Here is a 13,694-nt window from a genome sequence, read left to right as displayed (position 1 = left end):
GGACTCATGGCAGCAGGCAAAGAGATTCGTGGCAAGATCAAGAGCGTAGAGAATACGAAGAAGATCACCAAGGCGATGGAAATGGTCGCCGCATCGAAAATGCGCAAGGCGCAGGATCGCATGCGCGCCGCCCGTCCCTACAGTGACAAGGTTCGTAACATCACCGCCAATCTGGCCAACGCAAACCCGGAGTACACGCACGCATTCATGGCGCAAGCCAAGGGCGTGTCGGCAAAGGCAGTGGGTTTCATCGTCATCACGACCGACAAGGGTCTGTGCGGCGGCATGAACACCAACATCCTGCGCCAGGTAACGCAGAAGGCGCGTGAGCAGGAGCAGCTGGGCAACCGTGTCGAGGCAGTCGCCATCGGCAACAAGGGCCTGGGCTTCCTGAACCGCGTCGGCATGAAGCTGGTGTCGCAAGCGACCCAGCTGGGCGATGCCCCGCAACTGGACAAGCTGATCGGACCGGTCAAAGTGATGCTGGACGCGTACCAGGAAGGCAAGCTCGATGCCGTCTACCTGTGCTACACCAAGTTCATCAACACGATGAAGCAGGAAACGATGGTCGAGCAACTGCTCCCGTTGCCAGCCAAAGCGCTGGAAGCCGACGCAGGCGCCCACGGCTGGGACTACATCTACGAACCGGAAGCGCAAGTCGTCATCGACGAGCTGCTGGTGCGTTATGTGGAAGCGCTGGTGTACCAGGCAGTGGCGGAAAACCTGGCGTCGGAACAATCGGCGCGCATGGTCGCGATGAAGGCCGCGAGCGATAACGCCGGCAGTGTCATCAGCGACCTGAAGCTGGTCTACAACAAGACCCGCCAGGCTGCGATTACCAAAGAACTCTCCGAGATCGTGTCGGGTGCCGCAGCCGTCTAAGGCCGCGCCCAGCGATCAAGTAAAAGAATCTAACTATATATCTGAAGGAACGAACATGGCTGATGGCAAAATCGTTCAGTGTATCGGCGCCGTGGTTGACGTGGAATTCCCACGTAACGCCATGCCGAAAGTGTACGACGCACTGAAAATGGAAGGCTCCGAACTGACCCTGGAAGTCCAGCAGCAGCTGGGCGACGGCGTGGTCCGTACCATTGCTCTGGGCAGCTCGGAAGGCCTGCGTCGCGGCATGATGATCCAGAACACCGGCAATCCAATCATGGTGCCAGTCGGCGTGCCGACCCTGGGCCGTATCATGGACGTGCTGGGCAACCCGATCGACGAATGCGGTCCGGTCAGCCATGAGCGCATGGCATCGATCCACCGCGATGCGCCGGCCTACGACGAGCTGTCGCCGTCGACCGACCTGCTGGAAACCGGCATCAAGGTCATCGACCTGGTCTGCCCGTTCGCCAAAGGCGGTAAAGTCGGCCTGTTCGGCGGCGCCGGCGTCGGCAAGACCGTCAACATGATGGAACTGATCAACAACATCGCCAAGGCACACTCGGGTCTGTCCGTGTTCGCCGGCGTGGGTGAGCGTACCCGTGAAGGTAACGACTTCTACCACGAAATGGCCGATGCAAAAGTGGTCGACCTGGAAAACCCAGCCAACTCGAAAGTGGCGATGGTCTACGGTCAGATGAACGAACCACCAGGCAACCGTCTGCGCGTCGCGCTGACCGGCCTGACCATGGCGGAAGCGTTCCGTGACGAAGGCAAGGACGTCCTGTTCTTCGTCGACAACATCTACCGCTACACCCTGGCCGGTACCGAAGTCTCGGCACTGCTGGGCCGTATGCCGTCGGCGGTGGGCTACCAGCCGACCCTGGCCGAAGAGATGGGCCGCCTGCAAGAGCGCATCACCTCGACCAAGACCGGTTCGATCACCTCGATCCAGGCCGTCTACGTCCCTGCGGATGACTTGACCGACCCGTCGCCTGCCACCACCTTCGCCCACCTGGACTCGACCGTCGTTCTGTCGCGTGACATCGCATCGCTGGGTATCTACCCTGCGGTCGACCCACTCGATTCGACCTCGCGCCAGCTGGACCCGCTGGTCGTCGGCGAAGAGCACTACTCGACCGCGCGCGCCGTGCAGGGTACCCTGCAGCGCTACAAGGAACTGCGTGACATCATCGCGATTCTGGGCATGGACGAACTGGCGCCGGAAGACAAGCTGGTCGTCGCACGCGCACGTAAGATGCAGCGTTTCCTGTCGCAGCCGTTCCACGTCGCTGAAGTCTTCACCGGCGCCCCAGGCAAGTACGTTTCGCTGAAAGACACGATCAAGGGCTTCAAGATGATCGCATCGGGCGAACTGGATCACCTGCCGGAGCAAGCGTTCTACATGGTCGGCACGATCGAAGAGGCAATCGAGAAAGCCAAGAAACTGGCTGCCTAAGTCGGCTTCTTCATTCAAACTGAAGGACACACATGGCAAACACATTTCTCGTTGACGTAGTCTCGGCCGAAGAGCAGATCTTCTCCGGCCAGGCCGAATTCGTCGCGTTGCCGGGTGAAGCGGGTGAGCTGGGTATCTACCCGAAGCACACCCCCTTGATCACGCGCATCCGCCCGGGCGCCGTGCGCATCCAGGTGGCCGGCGGCGGCGAAGAGTTCGTCTTCGTAGCCGGCGGTATCCTCGAAGTGCAGCCGAACGGCGTGACCGTGCTGGCCGACACCGCGATCCGCGGTGGCGACCTGGACGAAGCGAAAGCAACCGCGGCCAAGAAGCAGGCCGAAGAGCTGATGCTGAACAAGGATTCGAACATCGACTACGCGAAAGCCCAGGCCGAAATGGCCGCGGCGGTCGCGCAGCTGGCGGCGATCCAGAAGCTGCGGTCGAAAGGCCGTTGAGCTGAATAAGCTCGGCAATAGAAGGGGCAGCCTGCGGGCTGCCTTTTTTTTATCCTGTTTCCAACAGTTCATCGGGCTGAACCGCCTTTTGTCGGATTTTTCACCGCCACCCATACGGCAGAGTTACAGTAGCAAGATCACAACTCGTCAAGAAGGGTAGCCGTCATGCTGAAACTCTCCGCCGTCGCCGTTGCTGTCGTCCTGCTGTCGAACCCGATGCTCGCGCAAGCGCAGCAACCAGCCACCAGGGCCGCCTCGGCGCAATCCCTGGCCGGCAAGCTCGATGCGCTATTCAAACCCCAGTACAAGGCGGAAGACCCCGGCGCCACGGTCATCGTGGTCAAGGACGGCAAGACGGTGTTCAGGAAGGCCTATGGCGCCGCCGACGTGGCCGCCAAGACGCCGCTGACGCCCGGTACCGTGCTGCGCCTGGGCTCGATCACCAAGCAGTTCACGGCGGTGGCGATCCTGATGCTGGCCGAGGAGGGCAAGCTGGCCCTGAACGATCCCATTACGCGCTTCTTCCCCGACTATCCTACCGGCGGCAAGGTCATCACCGTCGAGCACCTGCTGACCCATACCTCGGGCATCGTCAGCTACACCAGCAAGTCGGGCTATGTGTCGACGATGGCGAAAGACTTCACCGTGGCCCAGATGATCGACGGCTTCAGGAACGATCCGCTCGAGTTCGAACCCGGCACCCAGTTCCGCTACAACAACAGCGGCTACTTCCTGCTCGGCGCGATCATCGAGCGGGTTTCGGGCACGAGCTACGCCAGCTTCCTCGAGCAGCGCATCTTCACGCCGCTGGGCATGAAGGACACCGCGTATGAAGGCGTCGAGCGTTCGAACGCGCCGCGCGCGATCGGCTACAGCGCGCAGGAGAAGGGGTTCGCGCCGGCGCAGCCCCTGTCCATGAGCCAGCCGTATGCGGCCGGCGCGCTGGTCTCCACCGTGGACGACCTGGCGAAATGGGATGCCGCCATCGCGTCCGGTAAGCTGCTCAAAACCGCGAGCTGGAAAATGGCCTTCACGCCCTACCAGCTGACTCCCGAGAAGTCGACCGGTTATGGTTATGGCTGGGGCGTCGGCACCCTGCAGGGCACGCCGGTCGTCGAGCATGGCGGCGGCATCAATGGTTTCAGCACCTATGCGCTGCGCCTGCCGGAAAAAAAGATCTTCGTCGCGGTGCTGGGCAATGCCGACAGCGGCAGCGCCAACCCGGAAGTGCTGGCCAAGAAGGCGGCGGCGCTGGCGATGGGCAAGCCGTTCATGGAGCCGAAGGCATTCAAGCTCGATGCCAAGGCCCTCGATGCATTCACGGGCGTATATGACATCGACGGCAAGGAAAAGCGCACTTTCACCAGCCGCGACGGCAAGCTCATGATGGCGCGCGGCGACCGCTCGCCGGCCGCCCTGACGCCTTATTCGAAGGACGGCTTCTTCTTCCCGGGGACGCTGGCGCGCTTCGAGTTCGGACGCGACGCGCAAGGCAAGGTCACCCACGTCACGGTCGACAACGCAGGCGAGCGGACGCGCAACGAACGCGTCGGCGATGCGCCCGCCGAACGGGAGGCGGTGAAGATCGACAACGCCGGCTTCGATGCGCGCGCCGGCGCCTACCAGCTCGCGCCGCAGTTCACGATCACGCTGAGCCGCGAGGGCGAACGCTATTATGCGCAGGCGACCGGACAGCGCAAGATCGAGATCTTCCCGGCCAGCGAGGACGTGTTCTTCTCGCGCGACGTGAATGCCGAACTCAGGTTCGAGAAGGGTGCCGATGGGGCGCCAGTGGTCGTATTGCACCAGAACGGCCAGGCTACGCCCGGCAAACGGCTGCAGTAAGCACTCACCGAGACTACTGGATGAGCAGGCTGCGGCTTATTTCGCGGCCTGTTCCTGCGCCAGCCGCAAGGCGACCTTGTGCCTGAAATAATCGTCCTTCACGTAGCGGTACAGGTTCTCGCCCGGGCATACCGTTTTGTCCGAATAATCGCGGTGGCTCTGGATGTCGTCCAGCGAGACCTTGTGCTTGGCGGCGAGCATGGCCATCAGGCTCACCACCGCATCGAGCTGCTGCCGGTTCGGCTCGACTTCCTCAAAGTTACCGACCACTTCGATCAGCGCATGCCCCTTGGGGTCGTAGTCGGTATTGGTGTCGCCGGCATAGGCGATGTCGCGCGCGCCGTAGATGCGGCCATCGAGGTCGATCACGTAGTGGTAGGGGATGTCGAGCCAGCCTTTCTCGGCACGCGACCAGGCCTGCAGGCGGCGCAGGTAGGCTTGCGGGTCGGCGCCCGGCTTGAACGGTTCGCCCTGGTGGTGCAAGGTGATGTGGGTGATCCGGTGGCGCCGCGCCTTCGTCGCGTCGGCCGGCGTGCCGCCCCAGCCGGCGACCGGCACGATGGCGCGTTCGAGGTCGGGCAGGGACTCGGCGCCGTGCGCGCCGCCGATCGAGAACGCCAGCGCAACCGCGGCGCCAATATGTGAAACAGATGCGCGTGAAACAGATGCAGGGATCATGGCAGACTATCCAACATGGATGAGCCACCATCTTTCCACGTTTGACCGTGCAGCGCCAGCATATGCAAACCTGATAAGCTGATTCCAACGATAACAACAGCAGAGCACACCATGCGAACCATCACCCAGATCCTGCGCGACAGCAAGATTATCGCCATCGTCGGCATGTCGAACAAGGAAGACCGCGCCAGTAACGAAGTGGGCGCCTACTTGAAGCACAACGGCTACCGCATCCTGCCCGTCAACCCGAGCTATGCCGGCCAGACCATCCATGGCGAGACGGTCTACGCCAGCCTGCAAGAGGCCGCCGACGCCATCGCCGGCAGCGGCCAGCGCATCGACATCGTCGACTGCTTCCGCAAATCCGAAGACATCGGCCCGATCGCGCGCGACGCCATCGCCGTGCGCGCTGGCTGCCTGTGGATGCAGCTCGATATCGAGAATCAGGCCGCAGCCGACCTGGCGCGCGCCGCCGGGCTGGACGTGGTCATGAACCACTGCATCAAGATCGAGCACCGCAGCCTGGAGGAATGAGAAAAAAGCGTTGGCCGCCGGGGTTGCCGCTTGCGCTACAATCGACGCATTTCAACCGTCGTCAATACCACGCCATGATCAAGACCATCGCCCTGCTGCTCGCCGCCACGGCCGCCGCCAGCGTCACCCAGCCGGCACGCGCGCAGGCCGCGCCGGTCGCCGCCCTGACCAAGAGCCCGGCCGCCTGCCCGGCCGTGCTCAAGCACAGCTTCAAGCGCCTGCAGGACGAAGCCCCGCAAGACCTCTGCCAATATGCCGGCAAGGTGGTGCTGGTGGTGAACACGGCCAGCTACTGCGGCTTCACCAAGCAGTACGAAGGCCTGGAAAAGATCTATGCCAAGTACGGTGGCCGCGGCTTCGTGATCCTGGGCTTCCCGTCGAACGACTTCGGCCAGCAGGAACCGGGCAGCGCCAAGGAAATCGCCGACCTGTGCTTCAACACCTATGGCGTCAAGTTCCCGATGTTCGCCAAGAGCTCGGTGAAAGGCCCGCAAGCCAATCCGCTGCATGCGCAGCTGATCAAGGCCACCGGCCAGGAACCGAAGTGGAACTTCACCAAGTACCTGATCGGCCGCGACGGCAAGGTGCTCGACTACTTCCCGAGCAAGGTCACGCCGGAAGATCCTCAGCTGACCGGGAAGATCGAAGCGGCCCTGTAAGGGCATTCTCGGGCGATCAGATATAACCTAGGAGATAGGCGTTTTATAAACCACACTAATAGCATGGTCATTTTGATGTAGATCATAGTTTGTTTTGCTTCACATCAATAAGCTTACCTTCGTCGCAGATGACATAAAAACGAAGAAAGGTAAGAAAAAGATGAAAACGACGATGAAGACCGTGCTGGTGGCCCTGATCGCCATGGCGTCCGCCCAGGCGCTGGCGCAGGAATCCCCATGGCTGGTGCGCGCCCGCGCCGTGTACGTCGACCCGGACAACAAGTCGACCCCGATCGCCGGCGTCGGCGCGGCGGACCGCCTCGAAGTGAGCACGAAGACCATTCCCGAGCTGGACATCAGCTACTTCTTCACCCCGCATATCGCGGCCGAACTGATCCTGACTTATCCACAGAAGCACAAGGTCCGCCTGGACGGCGCCGAGATCGGCACCTTCAAGCACCTGCCGCCGACCCTGAACCTGCAATACCACTTTGCTCCCGGCGCGGCCATCAGCCCCTATATCGGCGCCGGCGTGAACTACACCCGCATATCGAGCGTCAAGCTGCTCGATGGCGCCGGCGACCTGGAAAACGATAGCTGGGGCCTGTCGCTGCAGGCCGGCGTCGACTTCCGCCTCAACGAACACTGGTCGATCAACGCCGACGTCAAGAAGGTCAACCTGCGCAGCGACGTCTATGTGGGCGGCGCCAATGCCAGCCACCTGAAGGTCGATCCGGTCCTGTTCGGCCTCGGCGTCGGCTACCGCTTCTGACAGCTTGTGCGTGATCGCGTCCTGCCCGTCTTCCATGGGCGAGCTTCCAGCAAAAGCATCAAACATGGGAAAGGGCGGGGCGCGACCCACGCCTTCATTCTGCCCTGCGATTACGCCGCAAGCACGGCGCGCAGCGGCCCGCGCAGCGCGTTGCAGACGACGATGTCGTCGGCCTGTTCGAGCATGGCGCGCGTGATCACGGCTTCGCGCGCATGCCATGCGGGCGCGGCCAGCAGCACGCCGCGCATCACGCCCGGCAGCACGCCGGCCGACAGCGGCGGCGTGAGCCACTCCTCGCCGAAGCGCAGGAACACGCTGCTGCGTCCTCCTTCCGTCAATTCTCCGCGCTCGTTAAAGAACAGCATATCGAAGGCGCCTTGCGCCTCGGCCGCCTTCCACGCCGCGTCGTAGCGGCTGCGGATGCTCGTCTTGTGGCGCAGGAAGACGTCGCCGCTGTGCGTCGGCTCCTGGGCCAGCAGCAAGGTCACCGGTTCGTGCAAGGGCGCCAGCTCGCCGGATGTGAGCGTCAGCGCGCCGTCGTGGGAGACGGCCAGGCGCAGGCGGTGCAGCGCATCGGAGGGCAGGGCCTTGCTGGCTTCCAGCAGCGCGATATGGGCCGCGCCGCGGTCGAAGGCAAAGCCGAACCAGGCGCACGATGTGCTCAAGCGGTCGAGATGCTGCTCCAGGTGGCGGCAGCCGTGTTCGCGCGAGGCGCGGATGGTCTCGAAGATCTCGAACTCGTTGGGCAGGCCGGTAAGAAAACCCGCCTTCAACTGGCACTCGGCGTATTCGGATGGCGCATCGCTGTCGTACACGATGCCGGCGCCGACGCCCAGTTCGCCGCGTCTTGCTCCATCGATCGATGGACCGAGCGCCAGCGTCCGGATCGGCACCGACAGGCAGAAGTCGCCGAAGGCGCGACCCGGGGGCGCCGGATCGAACCAGCCGATGGCGCCGGTATAGATGCCGCGTGCATCGGGTTCGAGTTCGTGGATGATCTCCATCGTGCGCCGCTTCGGCGCGCCGGTGATCGAGCCGCACGGGTACAAGGCCTCGAAGATCTCTTCCAGGCCCGCGTCAAGGCGCAGGCGCGCCTGCACGGTGGAGGTCATCTGCAGCACGGCGCCGTAGCGCTGCACCTCGAACAGGGCCGGCGTCTCGACGCTGCCGGTCTGCGCCACGCGGCCCAGGTCATTGCGCAGCAGGTCGACGATCATCAGGTTTTCGGCGCGGTTCTTGCTGTCCTGCGCCAGGCTTGCAGCGCGCGCGGCGTCGACATCCGCATCGCCGCTGGCCGGCGCCGTGCCCTTCATCGGCCGCGCCACCAGCATGCCCGCCTCGTGGCGCACGAACAGCTCGGGCGAGAACGACAGCACGGCGCCACCGCCAGGCAGCGTCACCAGCGCGCCATACGGCACCGGCTGGCGCGCGCGCAGGCGCGTGTACAGGGAGAGCAGCGAGCCGAAGGCCTCGAAGCGCAGCCGCCAGGTGTAGTTGACCTGGTAGGTGTCGCCGGCCACGATGTAGTCGCGGATGCGGCCGATCGCCTCGGTGAACCGCGCCTCATCGACATTCGCGGTAATACCGGCGATGCCGGCCGGCGCAAGGTCCATGCTGCGCGTTGCCAGCCACGAGGCCACCTGCTCGCCGGTCATGCGTTCGCAGCGGGTAAACAGCAGCACCTGCGCCAGCGGACCGGCGAGCGGGCGGGCCGGCAGGCCCTCCAGGTGCGCCCCCAGTTCATAGCTCAGCAGCGGCACCGCGTGCAGGCCGCTTTGCAGCGCCTGCGACAGCGCCGCCACCAGTGGCGGCCAGCCGGCCGCGTCCTCGCAGGTCAGCGTGCCCGCATGCCCGCTGTACAGGCGCGAGCGGGCTTCCCTGGCGGCGCGGGCATCGTCCAGCAGCGCGAAGACTTCGCCGGTATCCATGCTCCCGATTCTACGCCGCCAGCAGCAGGGACAGCTGGAGCGACGTGCCTTCGGTTGGATTGAGCTTGAAGCCCGTCTTCGCGAAGCGGTGCCAGCGGCCGGTAACATAGTTCACCAGCAGGCTGGCGCGCGCGGCGACGTCGGCTTCCTGGCCGTGTCCCTGGGTGACGGCCAGGCGCAGGGCGCCCTTGAAGGCCAGCTCGACCTTGTCGTAGAACTGATTCATGCGCAGTTGCAGGCGCTCGTCTTCATTCACCAGCGCATCGCCGATCAGCACGCGCGTCATGCCCGGGTTGTTGGCCGCGAAGCCGAGCAGCATCTGCAGCATCGCGTGCGCCTGCGACAGGCCGCTGTCTTCTTTCTCGGTGATCTGGTTGATCACGCCGAATACCGACGACTCGATGAACTCGATCAGTCCCTCGTACATCTGCGCCTTGCTGGCGAAGTGGCGGTACAGCGCCGCTTCGGACACCGACAGGCGCGCCGCGAGCGCGGCGGTGGTGATTTTCTCGCCCTTGGGCTGCTCGAGCATCGAGGCCAGGGCCTGGAGGATTTGCAGCTTGCGCTGGCCTGGCTTCGTGCTTGCCATGGGATCCCTAGGAGTTGTTATTGGAGCGGCGCAGCCCGGAGAGCCGCGTCGGAAGTTGCCGCACGGATTTTACTTTGACATTGACGTAACCGGGGCATTTCAGGGTCCTCGGCAGCGGCGCTTTTCCAATCGGATCGCTCATGCGCGCAGTGTGACGCAGGTATTGGGTGACCCAGACGGTGCGCAGGCCCAGCTGGCGCGCGGTGCGCAGGTTGGCCAGCGTGTCTTCGACCAGGATGCAGCGCTGGGCCGCGATGCCGTGCTTGCGCAGCAGGCGGCGCAACATCAGCTTCGACGGCTTCGGCCGCAATTGCCCGTGCACGTGCATGTGCTCGATCGCCACATGGTGCGAAAAATGGTTGTGCAGCTTCAGGCGGCGCACGATCTCGGTCGAATAGCTGTTCGGCGCATTGGTCAGCAAGATCTTGCGGCCAGGCAGGCGACGCAGCAGGCGCGCCAGGCCGCGCTCGGCGCGCAGCAGGGCGTCGAGCGGACCGATGTCGTGGGTCTGGTGCAGGAAATCCCTGGCGCACACCTGGTGGTGGCGCATCATGCCGAGCAGGGTGGCGCCGTAGCGCTTCCAGTAGCCCAGGCGCGCGGCATCGACCATCTCTTGCGTGGCCGGCACGCCGTCGCTGCTCAGCACGCGCGCGATATACGTGTTCATATTGGCGCTGATCGCCGGGAAGATCGCGTGCGAGGCGTCGTGCAGGGTGTTATCGAGGTCGAACAGCCAGACCGGGGCTTGGATAGAAGAAGTAGACACGGGTAATCGGCTCGCAAAAGATGCAACACGCGATTATGCCAGCGGCGCCTGACGACGTCATGGAGCGGGATGAAACAGGGGGAGGGAAGTGGTGCCCTTGACGTGGATTGAACACGTGGCCTCTCCCTTACCAAGGGAGTGCTCTACCACTGAGCTACAAGGGCGGGTAGATGCGGTGGGCAATGCCCACCGTAACGACATTTTCTGTGGGGGTTTCCCCGTCACAAAAAATTTAGTGAGACCGGATCATAGTGCCAAAAGCCTGTTCGGTCAAGACTTCGAGCAACAATGAGTGCTCGATGCGGCCATCGATGATGTGCACGGTGTTCACGCCCGACTTCGCGGCGTCCAGCGCCGACGAGATCTTCGGCAACATGCCGCCCGAGATCGTGCCGTCCGCGAACATCTCGTCGATCTCGCGCGCCGACAGGTCGGTCACCAGATTGCCCGCCTTATCCTGCACGCCGGCGATATTGGTCATCATGATCAGCTTTTCGGCTTTCAGGATTTCCGCGATCTTGCCGGCGACCACGTCGGCGTTGATGTTGTAGGCCTGGCCGTCCTGGCCGAAACCGATCGGCGAGATGATCGGGATGAAGGCGTCGTCCTGCAGCGCTTTCACGACGGCCGGGTTGATGGCCTCGATCTCGCCAACGAAACCGATGTCGAGGAACTCGCCCGGTTTTTCCTTGTCGGGCATCGCCATGCGGCGTGCGCGGATCAGGCCGCCGTCCTTGCCGGTCAGGCCGACTGCCTGGCCACCGTAGTGGTTAATCAGCATCACGATGTCTTGCTGAACTTCGCCGCCCAGCACCCACTCCACCACTTCCATGGTCTCTTCGTCGGTGATGCGCATGCCCTGCACAAACGTGCCCTGCTTGCCGATTTTCTTCAGCGCATTGTCGATCTGCGGGCCGCCGCCGTGGACCACGACCGGGTTCATGCCCACCAGCTTGAGCAGGATGACGTCGCGCGCGAAGCCATGTTTCAGGCGTTCGTCGGTCATGGCATTGCCGCCGTATTTGATGACGATGGTCTTGCCGTGGAAGTTGCGGATGTAGGGAAGCGCCTCGGCCAGGATCTGCGCCTTCAGCGCCGTCGACACGGCAGTCAAGTCGTCAGGTTGGTCGTCGGTCTTCAGGCTGGTCACTTGAGCGTTCATGGAGGGTCCGAAATAAATGTCGCGAGATTTTACAGGCAAATGCCGTAAAAACAGCGTAAACCTTGTGGGGAAAGGGCGGTGTCCTGTTGTATTTTATGGCAGCAATCGGTACTTTATCAGTTATGAGTATTTGCACGCGCTGCGGCGCCGAATTCGGATGTGCAATGGCCGACGGCGCCACCGAAGCTTGCTGGTGCACGGCCTTGCCGCCGGCGGTGGCCGTGCCGCAGGAGGCGGCCGGCTGCTGGTGCCCGGCGTGCCTGCGCGCGCATATTGCCGCGCACCCATTGCCAGTCGCGCCAGCGGCCGACTGACAGCTCAGCGCCGCGTGCGGAAGAAACGCATCATCTCGCGGCTCGCATCCGGTCCCTTGCCGTCGGTATAGCTGCCGCGCGCATTGCCGCCGAACCAGGCATGGCCGGCGCCATGCACCAGCCAGTGTTCGGCCTGCACCATGCCGTCCTCGTCCGGATACAAGGTGCGCGTGTAGGCATGGCCGTCGGGCACGCGGCCCGGTTCGGCGGTGCCCGGCTGCGCCAGATGGCGCGCGCCTTGCGCGACCACTTCCTCGCCATTGGCCGGATGCACGGTGGTGTCGCGGTCGCCGTGGAAGACGATGATCGGCAAGGGCTGTGCGCTCGTCGTGCTGCGGCGGAAGTCGCCCTTCATCGCCGCCAGCGCCGACGACAGGCTGTTGGCCGAGGCAAAGGGCAGGCCGGAATGCACGCCCACCGCCGCATACAGGTCGGGATAGAGCGTGCCCATGATGGTCGCCATCGCGCCGCCGGCGGACAGGCCGGCCACATACACCTGGCTTGGGTCCACCGCATGGCTGGCCATGATGGCCCGCGTCATGCCGGCGATGATCGATGGCTCGCCTTCGTCGCGGCGCTGGTCGACCGCATTGAACCAGTTCCAGCAGCGCGACAGGTTCGCGCCCTTGCTCTGGGCCGGATACAGCACCAGACAGCCGATCTCTTCGGCCAGCACGTTCATCTGGGTGCCGGTGGCGAAATCTTCCGGGTCCTGGGTGCAGCCATGCAGCATTACCACCAGCGGCGCCGGCGTACCGGTATAGCTGCCAGGCACATACAGCTTGTACTCGCGGCGGCCGGCGGCGTTCATGTGATGGCCGTCCTCGAACCTGCCGGTCAATGGCTCGCGCGCCGGCGGCGCAGGAGCGGGAGCGGGAGCGGGAGCGGGGGCAGGCATGACGAAGTCGCGCATCTGGCGCTCGGCCACGCGCTGCACGGCTGCCGCGTTCTTCATGGCCTGCTGCACGGCGGCGCCAGGCGTGGCCGGTCCCGATCGCAACAGCGATCGGATGGCCCCGCTTAGCTGCCTCATCAGTAGTCGGTTGAGTTTCATGGCATTCCTTTTGTGCAGTGCACAATTTCACGCCATGAGCTTACACCAACCTGTCAAACGTTGCCGAGCGGCTGTTGTTGCAGTATTTCTGCGACTGTTTACCCACACATCTCCACGTAGTCGACAGCCGGCTTGATGCCGGCGCGCATGGTCGTCAGTTTCCCTTTGCTGGCTTCGAAGATCAGGGCCTTGTTCTCGCCTTTGGGCAAGACAAGGTACTGGCCCTGTTCGTCGTATTTGTGGCGTTCGCTGCGCAGCCCGGGAGCATGGCGCAACGCATCCTTGGCCGACATGCGCGACGTGACGCCGGCACTGTTGCGCACCACCATCCTGGCGTCGGCGCGCACGATCACCCCGTTCTCGACCATGAAGCTCACCTGTTGATAACGCTTGAAGCGGACGATGGGGCAGGAGGGATCGAGCGGCCGCGGCGTGGCGCGCTGGCCCAGCGTGCGTTCGACCTGGTCGAGCCGCTGCCCGAACCGGATCTTGCCGTAGCCATCGGGCGACAACACCTGGCTCGACGCCGTGGCGGACACGCCCAACAGGGCGCTCGCGATGATGAAACGAATGTTCATGGGTCACCTCGTGCAGCAA

15 protein-coding genes and 1 tRNA gene are annotated in these 13,694 nt (G+C 63.7%); 8 read left to right on the top strand and 8 right to left on the bottom strand.

Annotated features, from left to right (window positions below; translation table 11 throughout):
* The first annotated feature begins 6 nt into the window (after window positions 1-6).
* The 4 genes from atpG (at window position 7) to LO55_RS07005 (ending at window position 4,641) form a co-directional block, all read left to right on the top strand.
* On the top strand, window positions 7-882 hold the full coding sequence (atpG, locus tag LO55_RS07020; RefSeq protein ID WP_071360947.1) for a F0F1 ATP synthase subunit gamma: 876 nt from the start codon (window positions 7-9) through the stop codon (window positions 880-882).
* Between the two features lie 55 nt (window positions 883-937).
* Window positions 938-2,341, top strand: coding sequence for a F0F1 ATP synthase subunit beta (gene atpD / locus LO55_RS07015; RefSeq protein ID WP_005664031.1), 1,404 nt, complete (start codon window positions 938-940; stop codon window positions 2,339-2,341).
* Between the two features lie 32 nt (window positions 2,342-2,373).
* The gene (locus LO55_RS07010; protein ID WP_005664028.1) at window positions 2,374-2,796 is read left to right on the top strand and encodes a F0F1 ATP synthase subunit epsilon; all 423 of its coding nucleotides are present in this window, start codon (window positions 2,374-2,376) and stop codon (window positions 2,794-2,796) included.
* A gap of 165 nt (window positions 2,797-2,961) precedes the next feature.
* Window positions 2,962-4,641, top strand: coding sequence for a serine hydrolase (locus LO55_RS07005; RefSeq protein ID WP_071360946.1), 1,680 nt, complete (start codon window positions 2,962-2,964; stop codon window positions 4,639-4,641).
* Between the two features lie 36 nt (window positions 4,642-4,677).
* Here the strand turns inward: LO55_RS07005 and LO55_RS07000 are convergent, their stop codons facing one another.
* Window positions 4,678-5,319 carry a peptidoglycan recognition protein family protein gene (locus tag LO55_RS07000; RefSeq protein WP_071360945.1) on the bottom strand — a complete coding sequence of 214 codons (642 nt, stop codon included), beginning with the start codon at window positions 5,317-5,319 and terminating at the stop codon, window positions 4,678-4,680.
* Window positions 5,320-5,430: 111 nt separating this feature from the next.
* Here LO55_RS07000 and LO55_RS06995 point away from each other — a divergent pair, with 111 nt between their 5' ends.
* The 3 genes from LO55_RS06995 to LO55_RS06985 all read left to right on the top strand — a co-directional run bounded on the left by LO55_RS06995 (window position 5,431) and on the right by LO55_RS06985 (window position 7,284).
* Complete coding sequence (locus LO55_RS06995; protein ID WP_071360944.1) at window positions 5,431-5,853, top strand: CoA-binding protein; 423 nt, start codon at window positions 5,431-5,433, stop codon at window positions 5,851-5,853.
* A gap of 74 nt (window positions 5,854-5,927) precedes the next feature.
* Window positions 5,928-6,512: a glutathione peroxidase gene (locus tag LO55_RS06990; RefSeq protein WP_071360943.1), complete on the top strand. Its 585-nt coding sequence runs from the start codon at window positions 5,928-5,930 to the stop codon at window positions 6,510-6,512.
* Between the two features lie 160 nt (window positions 6,513-6,672).
* On the top strand, window positions 6,673-7,284 hold the full coding sequence (locus LO55_RS06985; RefSeq protein WP_071360942.1) for an OmpW/AlkL family protein: 612 nt from the start codon (window positions 6,673-6,675) through the stop codon (window positions 7,282-7,284).
* Between the two features lie 110 nt (window positions 7,285-7,394).
* On the opposite strand, the gene LO55_RS06980 is transcribed toward LO55_RS06985, so the two are convergent.
* The 5 genes from LO55_RS06980 to argB all read right to left on the bottom strand — a co-directional run bounded on the left by LO55_RS06980 (window position 7,395) and on the right by argB (window position 11,729).
* On the bottom strand, window positions 7,395-9,212 hold the full coding sequence (locus LO55_RS06980) for a chorismate-binding protein (RefSeq protein WP_071360941.1): 1,818 nt from the start codon (window positions 9,210-9,212) through the stop codon (window positions 7,395-7,397).
* A gap of 10 nt (window positions 9,213-9,222) precedes the next feature.
* Window positions 9,223-9,801, bottom strand: a complete 579-nt coding sequence (gene slmA, locus LO55_RS06975; RefSeq protein WP_005664013.1) for a nucleoid occlusion factor SlmA — start codon at window positions 9,799-9,801, stop codon at window positions 9,223-9,225.
* Window positions 9,802-9,808: 7 nt separating this feature from the next.
* The gene (locus tag LO55_RS06970; protein WP_071360940.1) at window positions 9,809-10,567 is read right to left on the bottom strand and encodes a pyrimidine 5'-nucleotidase; all 759 of its coding nucleotides are present in this window, start codon (window positions 10,565-10,567) and stop codon (window positions 9,809-9,811) included.
* 89 nt (window positions 10,568-10,656) lie between these two features.
* Window positions 10,657-10,731 (bottom strand) — tRNA-Thr (locus tag LO55_RS06965).
* A 68-nt stretch (window positions 10,732-10,799) separates the two neighbouring features.
* Window positions 10,800-11,729 carry an acetylglutamate kinase gene (gene argB / locus LO55_RS06960; protein WP_005664009.1) on the bottom strand — a complete coding sequence of 310 codons (930 nt, stop codon included), beginning with the start codon at window positions 11,727-11,729 and terminating at the stop codon, window positions 10,800-10,802.
* Window positions 11,730-11,824: 95 nt separating this feature from the next.
* On the opposite strand from argB, the gene LO55_RS25750 reads away from it, so the two are divergent.
* Window positions 11,825-12,043 (top strand): cysteine-rich CWC family protein, encoded by a 219-nt coding sequence (locus LO55_RS25750; RefSeq protein WP_307160177.1) that lies wholly within the window; start codon window positions 11,825-11,827, stop codon window positions 12,041-12,043.
* 4 nt (window positions 12,044-12,047) lie between these two features.
* On the opposite strand, the gene LO55_RS06955 is transcribed toward LO55_RS25750, so the two are convergent.
* Together LO55_RS06955 and LO55_RS06950 are read right to left on the bottom strand one after the other, a co-directional pair.
* The gene (locus LO55_RS06955; RefSeq protein ID WP_071360939.1) at window positions 12,048-13,097 is read right to left on the bottom strand and encodes an extracellular catalytic domain type 1 short-chain-length polyhydroxyalkanoate depolymerase; all 1,050 of its coding nucleotides are present in this window, start codon (window positions 13,095-13,097) and stop codon (window positions 12,048-12,050) included.
* 98 nt (window positions 13,098-13,195) lie between these two features.
* A complete protein-coding gene (locus LO55_RS06950) occupies window positions 13,196-13,675 on the bottom strand; it encodes a hypothetical protein (protein WP_071360938.1) in 480 nt (159 codons plus the stop codon).
* Window positions 13,676-13,694: the final 19 nt, after the last annotated feature.

The organism is Massilia timonae (assembly GCF_001866515.1).
Taxonomy (GTDB): Bacteria; Pseudomonadota; Gammaproteobacteria; order Burkholderiales; family Burkholderiaceae_D; genus Telluria; species Telluria timonae.
Note: the sequence above shows the minus strand (reverse complement) of the source record. Positions and strands in the feature narration are given on the sequence as shown.

Bases quoted from the DNA above. Each gene is read 5' to 3' on its own strand.
- atpG (WP_071360947.1), top strand. From the start codon at position 7: ATGGCAGCAGGCAAAGAGATTCGTGGCAAGATCAAGAGCGTAGAGAAT.
- atpD (WP_005664031.1), top strand. From the start codon at position 938: ATGGCTGATGGCAAAATCGTTCAGTGTATCGGCGCCGTGGTTGACGTG.
- LO55_RS07010 (WP_005664028.1), top strand. From the start codon at position 2,374: ATGGCAAACACATTTCTCGTTGACGTAGTCTCGGCCGAAGAGCAGATC.
- LO55_RS07005 (WP_071360946.1), top strand. From the start codon at position 2,962: ATGCTGAAACTCTCCGCCGTCGCCGTTGCTGTCGTCCTGCTGTCGAAC.
- LO55_RS07000 (WP_071360945.1), bottom strand. From the start codon at position 5,319: ATGATCCCTGCATCTGTTTCACGCGCATCTGTTTCACATATTGGCGCC.
- LO55_RS06995 (WP_071360944.1), top strand. From the start codon at position 5,431: ATGCGAACCATCACCCAGATCCTGCGCGACAGCAAGATTATCGCCATC.
- LO55_RS06990 (WP_071360943.1), top strand. From the start codon at position 5,928: ATGATCAAGACCATCGCCCTGCTGCTCGCCGCCACGGCCGCCGCCAGC.
- LO55_RS06985 (WP_071360942.1), top strand. From the start codon at position 6,673: ATGAAAACGACGATGAAGACCGTGCTGGTGGCCCTGATCGCCATGGCG.
- LO55_RS06980 (WP_071360941.1), bottom strand. From the start codon at position 9,212: ATGGATACCGGCGAAGTCTTCGCGCTGCTGGACGATGCCCGCGCCGCC.
- slmA (WP_005664013.1), bottom strand. From the start codon at position 9,801: ATGGCAAGCACGAAGCCAGGCCAGCGCAAGCTGCAAATCCTCCAGGCC.
- argB (WP_005664009.1), bottom strand. From the start codon at position 11,729: ATGAACGCTCAAGTGACCAGCCTGAAGACCGACGACCAACCTGACGAC.
- LO55_RS25750 (WP_307160177.1), top strand. From the start codon at position 11,825: ATGGCAGCAATCGGTACTTTATCAGTTATGAGTATTTGCACGCGCTGC.
- LO55_RS06955 (WP_071360939.1), bottom strand. From the start codon at position 13,097: ATGAAACTCAACCGACTACTGATGAGGCAGCTAAGCGGGGCCATCCGA.
- LO55_RS06950 (WP_071360938.1), bottom strand. From the start codon at position 13,675: ATGAACATTCGTTTCATCATCGCGAGCGCCCTGTTGGGCGTGTCCGCC.